Genomic DNA, 20,796 nt, shown 5'->3' with positions numbered 1-20,796 from the left:
TGCTGCGGCGGTTCCGTCCGAGGAGATGCAGCGATGGCCAGGACGAAGGCGAAGACCGCGGGTGCCACGGGCCCCCGCATCGAACGCGACAGCATGGGCGAGCTCGAGGTGCCGGCCGGCGCGCTGTGGGGCGCGCAGACCCAGCGGGCGGTGCTCAATTTCCCGATCTCGGGCCGGCCGATGCCGCGTGGGTTCATCCGTGCGCTGGGCCTGGTGAAGGCGGCCGCGGCCGGGGTCAACGGCGCGCTCGGGCTGCTGCCCGGGGACACGGCGGCCGCGATCCGGCATGCCGCGCTGGAGGTGGCCGAGGGCCGCCACGACGCGCAGTTCCCGGTCGACGTGTACCAGACCGGCTCGGGCACCTCGTCGAACATGAACGCCAACGAGGTGATCGCCGCGCTGGCCTCCAACGCACGGGGCCGGGTCCATCCCAACGACCACGTCAACCTGGGCCAGAGCTCGAATGACGTGGTCCCGACCGCGATCCGGGTCTCGGCCCAGCTGGCCGTGGTCGAGGAGCTGCTGCCGGCGCTGCGCCACCTGCGCAAGACCATCGACCGCCGGGCGCGCGGCCTGGGCAAGGTGGTGAAGACCGGCCGCACCCACCTGATGGACGCGATGCCGCTCACCTTCGCCCAGGAATTCGGGGCCTGGTCGGCGCAGCTGGCCTCGGCCGAGGCGCGGATCGGCGACGCGCTCGCGCGGCTGCGCCGATTGCCGATCGGCGGCACCGCGGTCGGCACCGGGATCAATGCGCACCCGGAGTTCGGCGGGCGCATGGCGCGCGAGCTGTCGAAGCTGGCCGGCACCAGGTTCGAGCCGGCCGGCAACCGGTTCGAGGGCATCGCCTCCCAGGACGACGCGGTGGAACTGTCGGGCCAGCTCAATGCGCTGGCGGTGGCCCTGATCAAGATCGCCAACGACCTGCGCTGGATGAACTCCGGGCCGCTGGCGGGCCTGGGCGAGATCGAACTTCCGGCGCTGCAGCCGGGCAGCTCGATCATGCCCGGCAAGGTCAACCCGGTGGTGCCCGAGGCGGTGGTGATGGTGTCGGCGCAGGTGATCGGCCACCACACCGCGATCACCGTCGCCGGGCAGACCGGCAACTTCCAGCTCAACGTCGCGCTGCCGCTGATCGCGGTGAACCTGCTCGAGTCGATCGGCCTGATGGCCAACGCCAGCCGCCTGCTGGCCGACCGTTGCATCGCCGGGCTCAGGCTGCGGCGCGACAACATCGACGCCGCGCTCGACCGCAACCCGATCCTGGTGACCGCGCTCAATCCGGTGATCGGCTATGCGCGCGCGGCGGCGATCGCCAAGCGCGCCTATGCCGAGAACCGGCCGGTCTTCGACGTGGCGCTGGAGGACAGCGGCCTCGCGGCCGACGAACTGCGCCGCCTGCTGGACCCGGCGGCGCTGACCCGCGGCGGGATCCACGGCGGACCCGGCGCCGGCGGTTGAGCCGGCGGCCGGGTCGTCCGGCTCAGCCAGTCCCGCCGCGGCGGGTCTGGCGGGCGCCGGCGCGCGCCAGTTCGCGGCGGACTTCGCGGTTGCAGTCCTCGACGTCGCGCTGCCTGAGCGTGGCGTAGGGGCGGAACGCGGGCACCGAATCGGCCAGGCGCTGCTGCGATTCGAGCAGGTCGGGCAGGCGGTGGCAGATCTGCTGGATCTGGGGCGCGAGGGTGCGCTTGACCGTGCGCTCCACGCGTCGCTCCAGCCGCCCGGTGACGGCGTCGAACATGAGCCGGAACAGGCCGTGGTCGACGGCGTCGATGGCCGCTTCGGCGGCGCGCTCGCCGGCGTCGATCCCGAGCAGGGCGAGTTCGATGACCTCGGCGCGGTAGGCCTGCAGCTGGCGTCGCTGGTCGGCATCGACCTGGACCGCGCGCCCGTCGACCAGCAGGTCGCCGGCCGGGGTGATCTCGCCCTTGGGCGGCGAGTCCTTCGCCTCCGCCTTGCGGCGCCCGACCGGCATGGACTGGTTCAGTTCCAGGTTGCCGTCGGCCAGTTCAGCGCGGGCGGCGGCGAATTCGACCCGGATCTCGCGCCGCGCCTCCTGCATGTCGGCGCGGATTTCCTCGTTGATGCTCTGCGGCGCCGCTGTCGCCGCGGCGGCGGTGGCGGCGAGCGCCGCGGCCAGCAGGACCGCGATGCGCGCGGGCGTGCGGCGCAAGGACATGGACTGCATGCATTTTCCTCCTGGAGTCTGGTGCGCGGCGCAGGGGGCGGCACGCTAGCGGGTGGGATCGGAGTCGGCGGCGGCGCCGGTCGCTTCCGCACCGGCGGCCTGGACCGCTTCGGCCGCGGCATCGGCTTCGGCGGCGGGGTCGAGAGTGCGGTTGCGCTTGCGGCGCGGATGCTCGGGGCGGATGGGGACGCCGTCTGCGTCGGCGTCTTCCGCGATGCTGTTCGCGATGTCCCGCTCGGCGTCCTCGCGGCAGTCCTCGATGTCCTCGGCGGTCAGCTGCCCGTAGGGCGCGAATTCGGGACGCGCAGCGGCCAGCGCCTCCTGCGCTGCGAGCATGCGGGGCAGGCGGTCGCAAAGCTGGATCGCCTCGGCCTCGAGCTTCCGGGCCTCGGCCTCGATCCGCGCCTCGACCTCGTCGCTCTTTCCGCTCAGCAGGCCGCCGATCGCCTCGCTGGCGGCGCGCATGCCCAGGTCGGCGCCGAGCACGCCCATGTCCATGCCCACCTCGGCGATCTCGATCACCGCCTGCCGGTACTCCAGCGCGAGGGCGCGGTCCTCCGGACCGGTGGTGACGGTCTTTCCGTCCACGACCAGGTCGCCCTGCGCGGTGATCCGGGCCGGCGGCAGGGTGCTGCCGCCCTTGTGGCGCAGGCGCACGTGGCCGATGTTCAGTTCGTACTGCCCGTTCAGGCTCAGGTCCTCCTCGTGCAGCTTGCGGCGCGCCTCCTCCATCGCCCGGGCGACGGTGCGGCCCAGCACGGTCGTCGGCTCGACCGACGCCGGGGCCTGCGGGGCGGAATCGTTCCTGCCGCAAGCCGCCAGCATCGGAAGGGCGGCGGCCAGGAGGAAGGGAGCGAGGGTCTTCATGACGATGGTCTCCGCAGATGGGGTCCTGCTGCGACGTCGGCCGCGGGGGTGGTGTGACGCGGCCGGGCGGGATCCCGCCCGGCGGATGCGCGGCTGCCTTCAGCCTTCGTCGCGCCAGCGGCGCAGGCGGATCGCGGCGAAGATCATGGCCGCGCCGGCGACCGCGCCGCCCCACATGTCGAGGCTGGCCAGGTTCCGGTACACGCCGGCCGGGCTCATCAGCGAGCGCGCGGCCCCGGGCACGTCGAAGTCGACGCTCTTGAGGTACTCGAAGTCCATGAAGGTCACCGGGAACACGCTGGTCAGCGCGCGCAGCACCACGTTGCGGAAGAACGGCCAGGTGATGTCGCCGACCACCCCCAGGAACTCCAGCCACGCCACCAGGATGCCGGCCAGCAGCGGCACCACCACCGCCCACAGGAACGGCTTGCTGCGCGCCCACGCCGAGCACATCAGCAGCCAGCCCACGGTCGGGAGCGCCCACAGCGCGTAGACCGGGATCGCGATGAGGTACTGCACCGACAGCAGCAGCGGGCTGGCCGGACCCCACAGCAGGGTGTACGGGTTGCCGCCGTAGAACAGCACCACCAGGCTCACCAGCACCAGGAAGCCGAACATGGTCAGGATCGACGCGATCGTGGCCAGCAGCGGCGCCACCAGGATCGCGCTGGCGACCTTGGACAGCACCGTCTCGCTGTCGGACAGCGGCAGCGACTTCCAGAACAGGACGCTGCGGTCGCGGCGCTCGTCGTACAGCGCGCCCAGGCAGTAGAAGAACACCACGAACGTCAGCACCAGGAATGGCCAGCCCGACGCCATGATCAGGGTCAGGTCGATGCCGTCCCCGAGCCGCGCCAGTTCCTCGTGGCCCATGCGCGAGGTCAGCATGCCCAGGTCGAGGCCGTTGATGGCGACGGAGGTGCCGTCGTGCAGGGTGATCTCGCCGTGCTGGATCTTCCCGCGGGCGGCCACGATCGCGAGCACGATGCCCATCGCGGACAGCACCAGCGAAGCGGCACCGGCCACCAGCGGGGCCCAGAGGAAGCCGCCGCGGTGCTCCCAGAACTCGCGGCGCAGCAGCCAGCCGAACCGGCGGGCCGGCGTGATCGCCGCCGCGTTCGAGGGACGCGGGGTCTCGGGCAGGGTATCGGCAACTGCATTCATGCGTAGGTTCCCCTCATCGTGGCGACGAACAGGTCCGCCAGGCCGGGCGTGCGGGTTTCGCCGAGCGCCGACAGCGTGGCCTGGGGCACGCCGTCGAACAGCATCACGGTCTTGCCGAACGGCAGCGAGCGTTCGTCCACCGGGCCCAGCCGGCGCGCGGCCTCGGCCTGGTCGGCGTTGACCAGGAGCTCGGTGAAGCGTCCGCCCAGGTCCTCCATCGCCGCGTCCAGCACCACCTTGCCGTCGCGGATGAACATCACGTCGGTGAGGATGTGCTCGATCTCTTCCACCTGGTGGGTGGTGATGACGATCGTCTTCTGGTCGTCGAAATAGTCCTCCAGCAGGCGCTGGTAGAACTGCTTGCGGTACAGGATGTCCAGGCCCAGCGTCGGCTCGTCCAGCACCAGCAGGCGGGCGTCGATCGCCATCACCAGGGCCAGGTGCAGCTGCACGATCATGCCCTTGGACAGTTCGCGCACGCGCTGCTTCGGGTTGAGCTGGGTGTTGGAGAGGAAGCGCTCGCACCTGGCCCGGTCGAAGCGGGGGTGCACGCCGGCGACGAAGTCGATCGCCTCGCGCACCCGCATCCAGCGCGGCAGCACCGCGACGTCGGCGATGAAGCAGACATCGCGCATCAGGTCGTCGCGCTCGGTGCGCGGATCGCGGCCCAGCACGTCCAGCTCGCCCTCGAACGGGATCAGGCCGAGCACGGCCTTGAGCGCGGTGGTCTTGCCGGCGCCGTTGGGGCCGATCAGGCCGACGATGCGGCCGGCCTCGATCCGGAAGTTGGCGCCGTCGAGCGCGAGCTTGGTGCGGTAGGCCTTGCGCAGCCCGCGCGCCTGGATGACCGGCGCCCCGGTGGTCGCGGCGCTCATCGGTCGCCTCCCTGGCCCGCCTTCAGCAGGTCCTCGAGGACCAGGCCCAGGCGCTGGATCCGCTCCAGCACCGCGGGCCATTCCTCGCGCAGGAAGCGTTCGCGTTCGTTCACCAGCAGCTTCTTGGCCGCTTCCTCGGTCACGTACATGCCCAGTCCCCTTCGTTTCTCGACCAGTGCCTCGTCCGCCAGCTCCTGGTAGGCGCGCGAGACCGTGATCGGGTTGAGTTGGTACTCCGCGGCGACCTGCCGGACAGAGGGCAGGGCATCGCCCGGCTTGAGGACTCCATCGAGCATCATGGCGATCACGCGTTCCTTCAGCTGGCGGTAGATGGGAGCGCCGTCGCTCCACTGGATGTTGGTCATGGATCAGCTCCGGTCGCCCGTTCCGCGTGCGAACGAGAAGTAGGGCACGGCGATCTCGCGGCGCACGCTGCGGCTCCGGTGGCTGCCGGGCTTGCTGGCGTGGGCGGCGGCGTCGCGGTGGGCGGTGTGCTCGGCCGGTTCGGCGTCGGCGTCCCCGGCCTGGGCGGCCTGGAGGCCGGCGGCGACGGCCGCGGTGACCAGTTCGACCGTGAGCGTGGCCACCTGCTCGATCGAGCGCGGGTCCACCAGGACCGCTTCGGGGCGTCGGCCGTGGGCCTGGATCCGCGCGATCACCGCGTCGGCGTCGACGGCCAATGCGGGCTCGCTCCCGGGCCCGGACTCGGGCGCGGCGGGAGCGGGACGGGCGGGCGCCTCGGCGACGTCCGGACCGTGCGCGGGCTGCCCGGGCATGACCGGATGCGCGGCCATCAGGCCGACCACCAGCACCATGCCGGTGACCGAGAAAGCCAGTATCGTGTTGCGCAGCTTGCGGTTCATGGCCTGTCTGCCTTGGTGGATAGGTGTTGTATTCAACTATAACACCAGAACAGGGCATTGCAAGCGTTCCGGGTCCCGGATCGACCCAACTGAAGTCATGGTCTGGCGCCTCACCCCCTGAATCAGCCGGAAAATCCCATGAAAACAATCAGATACGTCATCGCACTGGCATGTGCACTGGCCCTGGCCCCCGCCGCGGCCTCGGGCCTGCTCGAGCGCAGCTACCGGCCGCTGACCGGCAAGACCCCGGTCGACCTGGCGGACACCTACGGCGGCCAGGTGCTGCTGATCGTGAACACCGCGAGCAAGTGCGGCCTGGCGCCGCAGTTCGAGGGTCTCGAAGCGCTCCACGCCAGGTACAGGGAGCGCGGGTTCTCGGTGCTCGGCTTCCCCTCGGCCGATTTCCGCGACCAGGAGTACGAGGACGAGCAGAAGATCATGGAGTTCTGCACCCTGACCTACGGGGTGAAGTTCCCCATGTTCGAGCGCGTGCACGTGGTGGGCGAGGAGGCGACGCCGCTGTTCCGCGACCTTGCCGACGCCACCGGCGACTGGCCGCAGTGGAATTTCCACAAGTACCTGGTGGGTCGCGACGGCAAGGTCGTCGGCTCGTGGGAGAGCCGGACCGCGCCCGACGATCCACGCATCGTCGAGGCCATCGAACGGGCGCTGCAGGCGCCGCGTCCGGCCGGCTGACGGCCTGAACAGCGGCCGCCGCCGCGCGCCCGTGCGATTGCCGAGCCGCGCGGCGGCCGCGACAATAGCGCCCCCTGCGCCGCGCTGGCGGTGCGTGCCGGAGTATCCAGTCGAATGAACCGATTCGCGCGTGGCGCCGCCGCGCTGTGCCTGACTGCGCTGGCGGCCTTCGCCGGCGCCACGCTCGCCCAGGGCGTCGCCAGCCTGGTGGGCGAGCGGCAGCAGATCAGCTACGTCGTGGGCATGGACATCGGGCGCTCGCTTGCGAACGTGGCGCCGGACCTGGACTTCGCGAGCTTCGAGCGGGCGATCGGCAACGCCCTGTCCGGCGGCGAGCCGCTGCTCGGCCAGGAGGAGGCGGGCCAGGTCGGGCAGGCGCTGACGCAGCGCGTCGCCGTGCGCAGCGGGCGCCGGGTCCCGGGGCTGGCCCCCGGCACCATGCCGCCGGCGGTGGATCCGGTGAAGGTCGGCCTCCTGACCGGGCACCAGACCGGCATGTCGCTGCGCCCGCTGGCGGACACGATCGACGTGCCGCTGGTGGTGCAGGCCGCGCGCACCGTCGCCGAGGACCGCCCGCCGCTGCTGTCCTCCGAGCAGGTGGCGCAGGCGCGCGAGGCGCTGGAGCGCTACACGCGCCGCCAGGCCGAGCGCGTGGCCGAGGCCAACCGCATCGAGGGCCTGGAGTTCCTGGCCCGCAACCGCACCGGGAAGGGCGTGTTCACCACCGCCTCGGGCCTGCAGTACAGCGTGCTGCGCTCCGGTTCCGGACCGCGTCCGCGCCCCGGCGACCGGGTCCGCGTCCACTACCGCGGCACCCTGCTCGACGGCACCGAGTTCGACAGTTCCTATGCACGCGGCCAGCCCGCCGAGTTCGGCCTCAACGAGGTCATCGCCGGCTGGACCGAGGGCCTGACCCTGATGCCGGTCGGTTCCCACTACCGGTTCTGGATCCCCGGCGAGCTGGCCTACGGCCGCAACGGAAGCCCGCCGGTGATCGGTCCCAATGCCACCCTGGTGTTCGAGGTCGAGCTGCTCGCCATCCCCTGACGCCATCCCGCCGGCGGCGTGCCTCGCCGTCGCCCCCGCCGAATATCGCCCCGGAGTTCCCCATGAATGTTTCCAAGCGTCCCGTTTCCCTGGCAGTGCTCGCGCTCGCCGTCGCGACCGCGCTGGCGGCCTGCAAGCCGCTCGACAAGGAGACCGGCAAGCCGGTCGAGGGCGGCAAGGAGGAGTCCGCGTCGACCGTCCAGGTGCCCGAGCGCGGCGGCATGAAGACCGAGCGCGAGCAGCTGAGCTACGCGATCGGCATGCAGATCGGCGAGAGCCTCAAGGGCGTGAAGGACGAGATCGACATGGCCACGCTGTACAAGGCGGTGCGCAGCACCGTGGACGGCAAGGAGCCGCTGCTGAGCCAGCAGGACGTGATGGAAGTGATGCAGGGCTTCGGCATGCGCATGCAGGCGCGGCAGATGGAGGAGTTCGCGCGCATGGCGCAGGAGAACGCCGAGGCCGGCGCGAAGTTCCTGGCCGAGAACGCCGGCAAGGAAGGCGTGCAGACCACCGGCTCGGGCCTGCAGTACCTGGTGCTGCAGGAAGGCAGCGGCGTGAAGCCCTCGGCCACCGACACCGTGCGCGTGCACTATCGCGGCACGCTGCTCGATGGCGAGGTGTTCGACGACTCCTACGCCCGCGGCGAGCCGGTCGAGTTCGCGCTCAACCAGGTGGTGCCCGGCTGGCAGGAAGGCCTGCAGCTGATGCCCGTGGGCAGCAAGTACCGGCTGTGGATCCCGAGCGAACTGGGCTACGGCGAGGCCGGTACCCCCGGTGGTCCGATCGGCCCCAACGCCACCCTGGTGTTCGAGGTCGAGCTGCTCGACGTCGTGCGCAACTGAGCGGCGGGCGGCACGGCATGAGCGGTGACCTCGAGCAGCGCCTGGTCGAGCTGGAGACGCGGCTCGCGTTCCAGGAGCAGGCGCTGTCCGAACTCAACGAAGCGCTGACGGCGACCCGGCTGGAGGCCGCGGCCCACGCGGAGCTGTTGAAGCGCGTGATCCAGGACATGAAACTGGTCCGCGGCGACGGGCCGGGGGACCCTGCGCTCGAGCCTCCGCCACCGCACTACTGAACACCACCATGGCCAATTCCTTGCGCGACCAGTTGCTCGGCCTGGGCTTCAAGCCCGCGCCGAAGCCTGCACCGGGGCCGAAGCGGGCCAAGCCGCCGCGTGGCGACGGCCGCAATGCGCCCGACGCGTCCGCGAAGACGGGCCGTCGCGATGGCGGTCGCGGCGCCGGCCGCAAGGCCCGCGAGCGCGAGGACATCGACCTCGCCAAGGCTTACGCCATCCGCGCCCAGCGCGAGAAGGAGGAGCGCGAGCGCGCCGAGCGCGAGCGCCAGGAACAGGCGCGCCGGCGCCGCGAGGCCCGGGCGAAGCTGGAGGCGTTCCTGCAGGGCAAGGTGCTCAACGACCCGCAGGCCGAGATCGCCCGCCACTTCCCGTACGGCGGCAAGATCAAGCGCATCTACGTCAACCAGGAGCAGCTGCGCGCGCTCAATGCCGGCGAGCTGGGCGTGGTGCAGATCAACGGCCGCTACTGCCTCGTGACCGCGGCCGACCTGGCCGGGGCGGAGGAGATTCTCCCCGAGGCGATCGCGCTCAAGGTCGATCCCGACGCGCCGGCGGAAGACGATCTCTACGCCGATCCGAAATACCAGGTGCCCGACGACCTGGTCTGGTGACGCAGCCGGCGCGCATGGCGCGCCACGCGGCGGCGCTCACTCCGGATCGTAGTCGAGGTTCGACGCCAGCCAACGCTCCACCTGCGCCAGCTGCACGCCCTTGCGCCGCGCGTAGTCCTGGGCCTGTTCCTTCGACACCCGCCCGACCACGAAATACTGGCTGCCGGGGTGGCTGAAGTAGTAGCCGGACACCGCTGCGGTCGGCAGCATCGCGAAGCTCTCGGTCAGGGTCATGCCTGCGTTGCGCTCGGCATCGAGCAGCCGGAACAGGGTGGCCTTCTCGCTGTGCTCGGGGCAGGCCGGGTAGCCCGGGGCAGGGCGGATGCCGCGGTACCGCTCGGCGATCAGTGCCTCGTTGTCGAGCGCCTCGTCGGGGGCGTAGCCCCAGAACTCGGTGCGCACGCGCTGGTGCAGGCGTTCGGCGAAGGCCTCGGCCAGGCGGTCGGCCAGCGCCTTGAGCATGATCGCGTTGTAGTCGTCGTGGTCGGCCTGGAACCGCTCCAGGTGCGGCTCGATGCCGATGCCCGCGGTGACCGCGAACATCCCGATCCAGTCCTGGCGCCCGCTGTCGCGCGGGGCGATGAAGTCGGCGAGGCAGAAGTCGGGGCGGTCGGCGGGCTTGTCGACCTGCTGGCGCAGGAAGTGCAGGGTCGCCTCGCCGCCGTCGTGGCGCACGACCACGTCGTCGCCGACGCTCTGCGCCGGCCACAGGGCGAACACGCCGCGGGCGGTCAGCCACTTCTCCGCGATGATCCGGTCGAGCATCGCGCGCGCGTCGCGATGGAGCTCGGTGGCCTGGGGGCCGACCACCGGGTCCTCGAGGATCGCCGGGAAACGGCCGCCGAGCTCCCAGGCCTGGAAGAACGGCGTCCAGTCCATGCACCTGGCCAGCTCGTCGAGCGGGTAGTCGGCGAGCACGTGCAGGCCGGGCTGGCGGGGGGCGGGGGGCTCGTAGCGGTCCCAGCCGCCGTCGAACTTCTGCGCGCGCGCCTTCTCCAGCGACACCAGCCGCTTGGCGTCGCCGCGGTTGCGGTGGCGTTCGCGGATCTCGGCGTAGTCGGCCTCGTTGGCGGCGACGAACGGGCCCCGCAACTCGGGCGAGACCAGCGACTGGGCCACGCCGACGGCGCGCGAGGCGTCCTTCACCCAGATCGTCGGGGCCTTGTAGAACGGGTCGATCTTCAGCGCGGTGTGCGCGCGCGACGTGGTGGCGCCGCCGATCATCAGCGGCACCTGCAGGCCCTGGCGCTGCATCTCGCGGGCGACGTGGCCCATCTCCTCCAGCGAGGGCGTGATCAGGCCGGACACGCCGACGAGGTCGGCGTTCACCGCCACCGCGGTGTCGATGATCTTCTGCGCCGGCACCATCACGCCGAGGTCGATCACCTCGAAGTTGTTGCAGGCCAGGACCACGCCGACGATGTTCTTGCCGATGTCGTGGACGTCGCCCTTGACCGTGGCCATGACGACCTTGCCGTTGTTCCTGCCGGCGTCGCCGCTGCGCTGCTTCTCGGCCTCGATGTACGGCAGCAGGTAGGCCACGGCCTTCTTCATCACGCGCGCGGACTTGACCACCTGGGGCAGGAACATCTTGCCGGCGCCGAACAGGTCGCCGACGATGTTCATGCCGTCCATCAGCGGCCCCTCGATGACCTCGAGCGGCCTGGCGAACTGCTGCCGCGCTTCCTCGGTGTCCTGTTCGACCCAGGCGTCGATGCCGTGCACCAGGGCGTGCGCGAGGCGCTCGTTCACCGGCTTGTCGCGCCAGGACAGGTCTTCGGCGCGCGCCTTGCCCTTGCTGCCCTTGTACTTCTCGGCCAGTTCCAGCAGGCGCTCGGTGGCGTCGCGGCGGCGGTTGAGCACCACGTCCTCGACCCGCTCGCGCAGCTCGGGATCGAGGTCGTCGTAGATCGGCAGCGCGCCGGCGTTGACGATGCCCATGTCCATGCCGGCGCGGATCGCGTGGTACAGGAACACGCTGTGGATCGCCTGGCGCACGGTCTCGTTGCCGCGGAACGAGAACGACACGTTCGACACGCCGCCCGAGACGTGGCAGTGCGGCAGCGTGGCCTTGATGATGCGCGTGGCCTCGATGAAATCGACCGCGTAGTTGTCGTGCTCCTCGATGCCGGTGGCGATGGCGAAGATGTTGGGGTCGAAGATGATGTCCTCGGGCGGGAACCCGACCTCGTCGACCAGGATCCGGTAGGCGCGGGTGCAGATCTCGACCTTGCGCTGGCAGGTGTCGGCCTGGCCCTGCTCGTCGAAGGCCATGACCACGGTCGCGGCGCCGTAGCGCAGCACCTTGCGCGCCTGCTCGACGAAGGCCTCCTCGCCCTCCTTGAGCGAGATCGAGTTGACCACGCCCTTGCCCTGCAGGCACTTGAGGCCGGCCTCGATCACGCTCCACTTCGACGAGTCGACCATCACCGGGATGCGGGCGATGTCGGGCTCGGACATGATCAGGTTGAGGAAGCGGACCATCGCCGCCTCCGAGTCGATCAGACCCTCGTCCATGTTGACGTCGAGGATCTGGGCACCGTTGGCCACCTGCTGGCGCGCGACCTCGACCGCTTCCTCGAAGCGGCCTTCCTTGATCAGCTTGCGGAACTGGGCGCTGCCGGTGACGTTGGTGCGCTCGCCGATGTTGACGAACAGCAGGTCGGGGGTGATGACCAGCGGCTCGAGGCCGGACAGGCGGGTGTAGCGGGGAGTCGGCATGGGGGTCATCGCTGGGCGCCGGCGGCGATCGCCGGCCGGGCGCGGGCTGGCCACGCCGCGCACAGGGCGCGGCCGCGGGCGGAATCGGGGAAGGCGGCGGCTGGACGGGTCATGCCGCGTCGGCCACAGGCGCGGGCAGCGCCCGCGGCGGTACGCCGGCGACCGCGTCGGCGATCGCGCGGATGTGGTCGGGCGTGGTGCCGCAGCAGCCGCCGACCATGTTCAGCAGCCCGGACTGGGCGAACTCGCGCAGCACCGCGGCCATTTCCTCCGGCGTCTCGTCGTAGCCGCCGAAGGCGTTGGGCAGGCCGGCGTTCGGGTGCGCGCTCACGTAGCAGTCGGCCACTGCCGCCAGGGTCTCGACGTGCGGACGCAGCTCGCGCGCGCCGAGCGCGCAGTTGAGCCCGATCGAGAGCGGCCGGCCGTGCGCGACCGACGTGTGGAACGCCTCCGCGGTCTGGCCGGACAGGGTGCGGCCCGAGGCGTCGGTGATCGTGCCGGAGATCATCACCGGCACCCGGCCGCCGCGGGCCTCGAACGCCTCCTCGATGGCGTACAGGGCGGCCTTGGCGTTGAGGGTGTCGAACACGGTCTCGACCATGAGCGTGTCGGCGCCGCCGTCGAGCAGGCCGTCGATCGCCTCGCGGTAGACCAGGCGCAGCTCGTCGAAGCTGGTGTTGCGGAACCCCGGGTCGTTGACGTCGGGGCTGATCGAGGCGGTGCGGCTGGTCGGGCCGAGCACGCCGATCACGAACCGCGGCCGCGAGGGGTCGGCCGCCTCGGCCGCCGCACAGCATTCGCGGGCGATGCGCGCGCCTTCGCGGTTGAGCTCGTGCACCAGGTGCTCGAGCCCGTAGTCGGCCTGGCTGACCGCGGTCGCGTTGAAGGTGTTGGTCTCGAGCAGGTCGGCGCCGGCCTCGAGGTAGGCGGCGTGGACGCCGGCCACCAGCTCGGGCCGGGTCAGCAGCAGCAGGTCGTTGTTGCCGCGCAGGTCGCGGCCGCCGCCGGCGGGCGCCCCGCGGGTCGAATCGTAGCCGTCGGCGAAGCGCTCGCCGCGGTAGTCGGCCTCCTGCAGGCCATGGCGCTGGAGCATGGTGCCCATCGCGCCGTCGATCACCAGGATGCGCTCGCGCAGGGCGGCCTCGAGGGCGGCCACGCGCTCGGGATGGAGCCAGGGAAGTACGCGCATGTCGGGGCTCCTCGTGGTCAGGGCTTGCGGGCGATCAGCGAGATCACCTCGAAGTGGGGCGGGCGCTTCTCGCGGGTCACGGTCTCGGCGGTCAGCAGTTCGAGGCCGGCGCGGGCGGCGAAGCGGCGCAGGTCCTTGTCGGTGAAGCCCAGGTTGACGTGGCCGTAGGCCTGGACCACGTTCTGGTGCTCGTGCCGGGCCAGGCTCGACAGCAGCAGCCGGCCGCCCGGACGCAGCACGCGCGCCGCCTCGGCCACGGCCTGGGCCGGCTTCTCGGCGTAGGTCAGGGCGTGCATCAGCACCACCAGGTCGAATTCGGCGGTGGAGAACGGCAGGGCGTGCATGTCGCCCTCGAGCACCTCGACGTTGCGGAACCGGCGCAGGCGCTCGGCCGCTGCGGCCACCACCCGCGGGCTGCTGTCCACGCACACGTAGCGATGGGCGTGCGGGGCGAGCAGCTCGGCCAGCACGCCGTCGCCCGAGGCGATGTCGAGCACGTCGCCGGTCTCGAGCAGGGGCAGGGCGCTGCGGGCCAGGGCTTCCCAGGTGCGGCCGGGCGAGTAGTGGCGCTCCATGTCGCCGGCCACCGAGTCGGCCCAGTTCTGGTCGGCGGCGCGCATCGCCAGCACCCCGGCCACGCGCTCGGCGTCCTGGCGCAGCAGCGGGTCGTCGCTGCCGGTGGACAGCGCCTGCCACAATGCGCGCTGGGCGGGGTCGAGCGACTCGTGGTCGAAGCGGTAGTAGGCCGAGACGCCGGCGCGGCGGTCGCGCACCAGGCCGGCGTCCTTGAGCTTGGCCAGGTGGGTGGAGACGCGGGGCTGGGCGAGGCGGGTGATCGCGGAGAGTTCGGCCACGGTCAGTTCCTCGCCCTCCAGCAGCGCGAGCAGGCGCACGCGGGTGGGATCGGCAAGCACCTTGAGCCGCGTGGACCAGGCCTCGAGGTCCATACATATCTCCGTATCGCGATATAAAGATATTGTCCGGCCCGCAATCCGTGGCGTCAAGCCGCGCGCTCCCGGTGGGGACGCCCGCCGCGCCGGGGACGGCATGCGGTCCGGGCGCGCGGCCGGCTACAATTACGTTTCTCTGGAAACAATTGCGAGGCGGTCGTGGAATTCGGGTTCAATGAAGAGCAGCTGATGATCCAGGACGTGGCGCGCCGGATCGCCCGCGAGAAGATCGCGCCCAGCGCCGAACACCACGACCGCACCGGCGAGTTCCCGCTCGAGAACATCCGCGTGCTCGGCGAGAACGGCCTGATGGGCATCGAGGTGCCGACCGAGTACGGCGGCGCCGGCATGGACCCGGTGTCCTACGTGCTGGCCATGGTCGAGGTGGCCGCGGCCGATGCCGCCCACTCGACCATCATGTCGGTCAACAACTCGCTGTTCTGCAACGGCATCCTGACCCACGGCACCGAGGCGCAGAAGCAGAAGTACGTGCGCGCGATCGCCGAAGGGTCCGAGATCGGCGCCTTCGCCCTGACCGAGCCGCAATCCGGCTCCGACGCCACCGCCATGCGCTGCCGCGCGGTGAAGCAGGCCGACGGCAGCTTCGTGGTCAACGGCAAGAAGAGCTGGATCACCTCCGGCCCGGTGGCGAAGTACATCGTGCTGTTCGCCATGACCGACCCCGACAAGGGCAGCCGCGGCATCACCGCGTTCCTCATCGACACCGCGCGCGAGGGCTTCGGCCGCGGCAAGACCGAACCCAAGCTCGGCATCCGCGCCTCGGCGACCTGCGAGATCGAGTTCAACGACTACGTGGTCCAGCCCGACGAGGTGCTGGGCCAGGAAGGCGAGGGCTTCAAGATCGCGATGGGCGTGCTCGACACCGGCCGCATCGGCATCGCCTCGCAGGCGGTGGGCATCGCCCGCGCCGCGTACGAGGCCACCATCGCCTACGTGAAGGAGCGCAAGGCCTTCGGCGCGCCGATCGGCACCTTCCAGATGACCCAGGCCAAGATCGCCGACATGAAGTGCAAGCTGGACGCCTCGCTCCTGCTCACGCTGCGCGCGGCCTGGCTCAAGGGCCAGGGCAGGAAGTTCTCGGCCGAGGCCGCGATGGCCAAGCTCACCGCCTCCGAGTCGGCGATGTGGATCGCGCACCAGGCGGTGCAGATCCACGGCGGCATGGGCTACTCGAAGGAGATGCCCGTGGAGCGCTACTTCCGCGACGCCAAGATCACCGAGATCTACGAAGGCACCAGCGAGATCCAGCGCCTGGTGATCGCGCGCAGCGAGACCGGGCTGCGCTGAGCCGCGCCGTGGATCCGCGTCGCCGCGCCAGGTTCACCACACGCCCCGACACGGGAGGCCGTGCGCTTCCCGTGGCCGCTTCCGCCGCGCCCCGGGCGCGGCACACCCGTCCCCATGGCCCGCGTGCAGACGCGGGCCTTTGTGCATAACGGAGCCGTCCCGACATGACCCCGTCCCGACCCGCCAGGGCCAAACCCCGCAAGTCCACCCGCAGCGCGGCGTCCTCCGCGACGCCGGAGGCCGCGCCCGCCCCGATCCTGGAGGCGGTGCGCAAGCGCGCCGGCAAGGCGGCGCAGGCCGATGCCGTGGCCTTCGCCAGCGCGTTCTACCGGCGCCTGAGCGAGGAGGAGTTGCCGCTGCACAGTCCCGACGCCTGGGCGGCGCTGGCCACCGGGCTGCTGGACTTCATGCGCCGGCGTCCGCCGGGCAGGGCCCAGGTGCGCCTGTTCAACCCGGTCCTGCGCACGCACGGCTGGGAATCGCCGCACACCGTGCTGCAGATCGTCAACGACGACATGCCGTTCCTGGTCGATTCGGTGACGATGGCGCTGGCCGCGCGCGGGGTGAAGGTGCACGTGCTCGGCCACCCGGTGATCCAGATCCGGCGCGACCGCGCCGGCCGCCTGCAGGCGGTGGGCCAGGGCGAGACCGAATCGGTCATGCACCTGGAGATCGACCGCCAGACCTCGGATGGCATGGCCGCGATCGAGTCCGCGCTGCTGTCGGTACTCGAGGACGTGCGCGCGATCGTGCGCGACTGGCCGCAGATGCGCCGCCGCATGCAGGAGGTCGCCGACGGGCTCGCCACCCGCCGCATGCCGCTGGGCGAGGGCGAGCGCCACGAGGCGCAGGAGTTCCTGCGCTGGGTGGCGGACGACCATTTCACCTTCTTCGGCTACCGCGAGTACGAGGTGCGCCGCCGCGGCAGCCGCGAACTGCTGGTGCCGGTCAAGGGCAGCGGTCTGGGCCTGCTGCGCGGCGAAGGCGACGCCGGCGGCCGCCCGCTGGAGTCGTTGGCCGCGCACCGGATGAGCGCCCAGGGCCAGGCCGAAGCGCTGGTCCTGACCAAGACCAACGCGCGTTCGACCGTGCACCGCCCGGGCTACATGGACTACATCGGCGTGCTGGGCTTCGACGAGAAGGGCCGCGCGGTGTCCGAGCAGCGCTTCCTCGGCCTGTACACCTCCAGCGCCTACAACCGCCGCCCGTGGGACATCCCGCTGGTGCGCGGGCGATACGAGTACGTGATGTCGCGCTCGGGCCTCAAGCCCACCGGCCACAGCGGCAAGGCGCTGCGCCACATCCTCGAGACCCTGCCGCGCGACGAGCTGTTCCAGTCCAGCGCCGACGAACTGTACCGCCTGGCCACCGGCGTGCTCGGCCTGCAGGAGCGGGTGCGCAGCCGCCTGTTCCTGCGCCGCGACCGTTACGGCCGTTTCTACTCGGTGCTGGCCTACATCCCGCGCGACCGCTTCAGCACCGACGTGCGCCACCGGATCGAGGCGATGCTGCGCCGGGTGCTGCATGCCGATCACGTCGACGCCAGCGTCATGATCAGCGAGTCGCCGCTGGCCCAGGTGCACCTGATCGTGCGCCCGCGCCCGGGCGAGGCATTCGAGGTCGACCAGGGCCAGCTCGACCGCGAGCTGGCCGCGATCGTGCGCAACTGGCACGACGACCTGCGCGACGAGCTGGTCTCGCGCCACGGCGAGGAGCGAGGCCTGGAACTGGCGCAGCGCTTCGGCCGCGCGCTGCCCGCCGCCTACATCGAGAACGCGACCCCGGTCATCGCCGCCACCGACGTCGAGCGCCTGGCCGCGCTCGGCGAGGACGCGCCGCTGCAGCTGAGCCTGCAGCAGCTGCCGGCCACGGTGAATGGCGAGGGCGCGCTGCGCTTCAAGCTCTACCGCCTGCACGAGGACATCGCCCTGTCCGATGCGCTGCCGATGATGGAGAACCTCGGCCTGCGCGTGGTCACCGAGCATCCTTACCGGATCGACGTGGACGGCACCACGGTGTTCATCCAGGACTTCGAGGTCGAGTCCGGCGTGGCCGGCCTGGACGTGGAGAGCGCCGCCGCCGACTTCAGCGAGGCCTTCGCCCGCACCTGGCGCGGCGAGGCGGAGAACGACGGGCTCAACCGCCTGGTGCTGTCGGCCTCGCTCGACTGGCGCCAGGTCGCGCTGCTGCGCGGCTACGCGCGCTACCTGCAACAGGTCGGGGTGCCGTTCTCGCAGAGCTACGTCGAGGACACCTTCTCCCGCAACCCGCTGCTCGCGCGGCTGCTGGTGGAGCTGTTCGAGGCGCGCTTCGACCCGGCCGCGGGCGGATCGTCGCGCAAGGGCAGGCGCAAGCAGGGCGAGGATGCCGGCGCCGCGCGCCTGGCCGCGCACCTGCGGGCGCTGGCCGGTGGCGACGAGGCCTGCATGGCGCTGTTGCAGCCGGTGGTTGACGCACGCGGGCTGGAGCGCGGCGCGCGCGCCGAGGTGGTACGCGGCGCGATCCGGGCGCTGCTCGACCGGGTCTCGAGCCTTGACGAGGACCGCATCCTGCGCAGCTTCATGGGCGTGATCGACGCCACCCTGCGCACCAGCTACTACCAGCGCAACGCCGACGGCAGCTGCAAGGAGACGATCACCTTCAAGTTCGACTCGTCGCTGGTGCCGGACCTGCCCAAGCCGAAGCCGTACCGCGAGATCTTCGTCTACGGCCCGCGGGTGGAGGGCGTGCACCTGCGCTTCGGGCCGGTGGCGCGCGGTGGGCTGCGCTGGTCGGATCGCCGCGAGGACTTCCGCACCGAGGTGCTGGGCCTGGTCAAGGCGCAGATGGTGAAGAACACGGTGATCGTGCCGGTCGGCTCCAAGGGCGGCTTCATCGTCAAGCGCCCGCCGGCCGAGCGCGACGCGCTCATGGCCGAGGGCGTGGCCTGCTACAGGCTGTTCATCAGCGGCATGCTCGACGTCACCGACAACGTGGTGGACGGCAAGGTGGTGCCGCCGCGCGACGTGGTCCGCCACGACCAGGACGATCCGTACCTGGTGGTCGCGGCCGACAAGGGCACGGCCACGTTCTCCGACATCGCCAACGGCATCGCCCGCGAGTACGGGTTCTGGCTGGACGACGCATTCGCCTCCGGCGGCTCGGTGGGCTACGACCACAAGGGCATGGGCATCACCGCGCGCGGCGCGTGGGAGTCGGTCAAGCGCCACTTCCGCGCCCTGGGACACGACAGCCAGAGCCAGGACTTCACCTGCGTGGGCATCGGCGACATGTCCGGCGACGTGTTCGGCAACGGCATGCTGCTCTCGCGCCACATCCGCCTGGTGGCGGCGTTCGACCACCGCCACATCTTCATCGATCCGGATCCGGACGCCGCGCGCTCCTACGCCGAGCGCGAACGCCTGTTCCGGCTGCCGCGCTCGAGCTGGGCGGACTACGACACCTCCCTGATCTCGAAGGGCGGCGGGGTGTACCCGCGCTCGGCCAAGTCGATCCCGGTCTCGCCGCAGGCGCGCGCGGCGCTTGGCCTGCCCGAGGGCACCACCTCGATGACGCCCAACGAGCTGCTGTCGGCGATCCTGCGCGCGCCGGTGGACCTGCTCTGGAACGGCGGCATCGGCACCTACGTCAAGGGCAGCACCGAGCAGCATTCGGACGTCGGCGACCGCGCCAACAACGCGATCCGCGTCGACGGCCGCGAGCTGCGCTGCCGGGTGGTGGGCGAGGGCGGCAACCTCGGCTTCACCCAGCTCGGCCGGATCGAGGCCGCGCGCAACGGCGTGCTGCTCAACACCGACTTCATCGACAACTCGGCCGGCGTCGACACCTCCGACCACGAAGTCAACATCAAGATCCTGCTCAACGCCGAGGTGCGCGCGGGCCGGCTGAAGATGGAGGCGCGCAACAAACTGCTGGCCTCGATGACCGACGAGGTCGCGCAGCTGGTGCTGTGGGACAACTACCGCCAGAACCAGGCCATCAGCGTCATGGAGCGCATGAGCGTCGCCCGGCTCGGGTCGAAGGAGCACTTCATCCGCACGCTCGAACAGCGCGGGCTGCTCGACCGGCAGATCGAGTTCCTGCCCTCCGACGCCGAGATCGCCGAGCGCAAGGCGCGCGGGCAGGGACTCACCCGGCCCGAGCTGGCGGTGCTGCTGTCGTACTCCAAGCTGGTCGCGTTCGACGAACTGCTGCAGTCCGACGTGCCGGAGGACAGCTACCTGTCGCGGGAACTGCAGCGCTACTTCCCCAGGCCACTGCAGAAGAAGTACGCCGACGCGATGGAGCGCCATCCGCTCAAGCGCGAGATCATCGCCACCGCGGTCACCAACACGATGATCAACCGGATGGGTTCGACGTTCCTGCTGCGCATGCAGGAGGACAGCGGCCGCAGCATCGGCGACGTGGCCAAGGCGTTCACCATCACCCGCGAGACCCTCGAGGCGCGGGCGCTGTGGAACCAGATCGACGCGCTCGACGGCAAGGTCGCCGAGTCGGTGCAGGTCGATGCCCTGCTGGTGATCTGGAACCTGCAGCGCTCCTTCACCCGCTGGCTGCTGTCGCGGCCCGGCGCGATCCCGGACATCACCACCGCGGTCAATCGCTACCACGACGGGTTCCGCGACATCCGCGCCGGCGCCAACATCCTGCCCGACTCGATGCGCCCGGAGTACGAGGCCAGCCTCGCCGACTGGCGCGCCAAGGGCGTGCCCGACGCGCTGGGCGGCCAGCTGGCGGCGCTGCCGTACCTGGAGTGGTGCCCGGACATCATCGAGCTGGCCAACGAGCGCCGGCAGCGGCCGGTGGACGTGGCCCGGTTGCACTTCCGGGTCGGCGAGGCGCTCAACATCCCGTGGCTGACCCGGCAGATCGACGCGCTCCAGGTCGAGGGCCGCTGGCACGCGGTGGCCCGCGGCGCGCTGCGCGACGAGCTCGCCGCCCAGCAGCGCACCATCGTGGGCCAGGTGCTGTCGATGCCGGGCGACACGGCCGAGGCCAAGGTGCGGCACTGGATCGGGCGCGACGACCCGAGCCTGCGCTTCACCCTGTCGATGCTGACCGAGATCGCGGCGCAGAAGACGCTGGACTACCCGACCGCCTCGGTCGCGGTCCAGCGCCTGTCGCAGCTCGCGCAGCGCGGCTGACCGCGCGGACGGGCGGCGTGGGCCGCCCGTCCGTGGCATCGGGCCGCACGGCGCGGTGTCGCCGGCGATGGCTTGCAGCTGCAACCGACGCG

The 20,796-nt window shown here is 71.2% G+C and carries 17 protein-coding genes; 8 read left to right on the top strand and 9 right to left on the bottom strand.

Annotation, left to right across the window (positions count from 1 at the left end):
• Positions 1 to 33 precede the first annotated feature (33 nt).
• Positions 34 to 1,461, top strand: coding sequence for a class II fumarate hydratase (locus LUTJ29_RS0105955; RefSeq protein WP_051322754.1), 1,428 nt, complete (start codon positions 34 to 36; stop codon positions 1,459 to 1,461).
• 22 nt (positions 1,462 to 1,483) lie between these two features.
• Here the strand turns inward: LUTJ29_RS0105955 and LUTJ29_RS18010 are convergent, their stop codons facing one another.
• The 6 genes from LUTJ29_RS18010 to LUTJ29_RS0105925 all read right to left on the bottom strand — a co-directional run bounded on the left by LUTJ29_RS18010 (position 1,484) and on the right by LUTJ29_RS0105925 (position 5,957).
• Positions 1,484 to 2,188: a hypothetical protein gene (locus tag LUTJ29_RS18010; RefSeq protein WP_156911545.1), complete on the bottom strand. Its 705-nt coding sequence runs from the start codon at positions 2,186 to 2,188 to the stop codon at positions 1,484 to 1,486.
• A 45-nt stretch (positions 2,189 to 2,233) separates the two neighbouring features.
• Positions 2,234 to 3,055 (bottom strand): hypothetical protein, encoded by an 822-nt coding sequence (locus tag LUTJ29_RS19100; protein ID WP_051322752.1) that lies wholly within the window; start codon positions 3,053 to 3,055, stop codon positions 2,234 to 2,236.
• Positions 3,056 to 3,154: 99 nt separating this feature from the next.
• On the bottom strand, positions 3,155 to 4,219 hold the full coding sequence (locus LUTJ29_RS0105940) for a hypothetical protein (protein ID WP_232221158.1): 1,065 nt from the start codon (positions 4,217 to 4,219) through the stop codon (positions 3,155 to 3,157).
• Positions 4,216 to 5,094, bottom strand: coding sequence for an ABC transporter ATP-binding protein (locus tag LUTJ29_RS0105935; RefSeq protein ID WP_027071731.1), 879 nt, complete (start codon positions 5,092 to 5,094; stop codon positions 4,216 to 4,218). The genes LUTJ29_RS0105940 and LUTJ29_RS0105935 overlap by 4 nt, the downstream gene beginning before the upstream one ends.
• Entirely contained in the window at positions 5,091 to 5,459 is a 369-nt protein-coding gene (locus tag LUTJ29_RS0105930; protein WP_027071730.1) for a GntR family transcriptional regulator, read from the bottom strand. The genes LUTJ29_RS0105935 and LUTJ29_RS0105930 overlap by 4 nt, the downstream gene beginning before the upstream one ends.
• Before the next feature lie 3 nt (positions 5,460 to 5,462).
• Positions 5,463 to 5,957: a hypothetical protein gene (locus tag LUTJ29_RS0105925; protein ID WP_027071729.1), complete on the bottom strand. Its 495-nt coding sequence runs from the start codon at positions 5,955 to 5,957 to the stop codon at positions 5,463 to 5,465.
• 138 nt (positions 5,958 to 6,095) lie between these two features.
• Here LUTJ29_RS0105925 and LUTJ29_RS0105920 point away from each other — a divergent pair, with 138 nt between their 5' ends.
• The 5 genes from LUTJ29_RS0105920 to LUTJ29_RS0105900 all read left to right on the top strand — a co-directional run bounded on the left by LUTJ29_RS0105920 (position 6,096) and on the right by LUTJ29_RS0105900 (position 9,392).
• Positions 6,096 to 6,653, top strand: a complete 558-nt coding sequence (locus LUTJ29_RS0105920) for a glutathione peroxidase (protein WP_051322751.1) — start codon at positions 6,096 to 6,098, stop codon at positions 6,651 to 6,653.
• A 114-nt stretch (positions 6,654 to 6,767) separates the two neighbouring features.
• Positions 6,768 to 7,700 (top strand): FKBP-type peptidyl-prolyl cis-trans isomerase, encoded by a 933-nt coding sequence (locus tag LUTJ29_RS0105915; protein WP_027071727.1) that lies wholly within the window; start codon positions 6,768 to 6,770, stop codon positions 7,698 to 7,700.
• Between the two features lie 62 nt (positions 7,701 to 7,762).
• Entirely contained in the window at positions 7,763 to 8,545 is a 783-nt protein-coding gene (locus LUTJ29_RS16370; RefSeq protein ID WP_043740590.1) for an FKBP-type peptidyl-prolyl cis-trans isomerase, read from the top strand.
• A gap of 17 nt (positions 8,546 to 8,562) precedes the next feature.
• Entirely contained in the window at positions 8,563 to 8,778 is a 216-nt protein-coding gene (locus LUTJ29_RS0105905) for a SlyX family protein (RefSeq protein WP_027071726.1), read from the top strand.
• A gap of 8 nt (positions 8,779 to 8,786) precedes the next feature.
• Complete coding sequence (locus tag LUTJ29_RS0105900; RefSeq protein WP_027071725.1) at positions 8,787 to 9,392, top strand: DUF2058 family protein; 606 nt, start codon at positions 8,787 to 8,789, stop codon at positions 9,390 to 9,392.
• 36 nt (positions 9,393 to 9,428) lie between these two features.
• On the opposite strand, the gene metH is transcribed toward LUTJ29_RS0105900, so the two are convergent.
• The 3 genes from metH to LUTJ29_RS0105885 form a co-directional block, all read right to left on the bottom strand.
• Positions 9,429 to 12,113, bottom strand: a complete 2,685-nt coding sequence (gene metH / locus LUTJ29_RS0105895; protein WP_027071724.1) for a methionine synthase — start codon at positions 12,111 to 12,113, stop codon at positions 9,429 to 9,431.
• A gap of 109 nt (positions 12,114 to 12,222) precedes the next feature.
• Positions 12,223 to 13,302: a homocysteine S-methyltransferase family protein gene (locus LUTJ29_RS0105890; RefSeq protein ID WP_051322750.1), complete on the bottom strand. Its 1,080-nt coding sequence runs from the start codon at positions 13,300 to 13,302 to the stop codon at positions 12,223 to 12,225.
• Positions 13,303 to 13,319: 17 nt separating this feature from the next.
• Positions 13,320 to 14,249 (bottom strand): metalloregulator ArsR/SmtB family transcription factor, encoded by a 930-nt coding sequence (locus LUTJ29_RS0105885; protein WP_027071722.1) that lies wholly within the window; start codon positions 14,247 to 14,249, stop codon positions 13,320 to 13,322.
• A gap of 162 nt (positions 14,250 to 14,411) precedes the next feature.
• Here LUTJ29_RS0105885 and LUTJ29_RS0105880 point away from each other — a divergent pair, with 162 nt between their 5' ends.
• Together LUTJ29_RS0105880 and LUTJ29_RS0105875 are read left to right on the top strand one after the other, a co-directional pair.
• Positions 14,412 to 15,560: an acyl-CoA dehydrogenase family protein gene (locus LUTJ29_RS0105880; RefSeq protein ID WP_027071721.1), complete on the top strand. Its 1,149-nt coding sequence runs from the start codon at positions 14,412 to 14,414 to the stop codon at positions 15,558 to 15,560.
• A gap of 164 nt (positions 15,561 to 15,724) precedes the next feature.
• Entirely contained in the window at positions 15,725 to 20,704 is a 4,980-nt protein-coding gene (locus LUTJ29_RS0105875) for an NAD-glutamate dehydrogenase domain-containing protein (RefSeq protein WP_027071720.1), read from the top strand.
• The last annotated feature ends 92 nt before the right edge of the window (positions 20,705 to 20,796 follow it).

The sequence above is a fragment of the Luteimonas sp. J29 genome, assembly GCF_000472505.1.
Taxonomy (GTDB): domain Bacteria; phylum Pseudomonadota; class Gammaproteobacteria; order Xanthomonadales; family Xanthomonadaceae; genus Luteimonas.
Note: the sequence above shows the minus strand (reverse complement) of the source record. Positions and strands in the feature narration are given on the sequence as shown.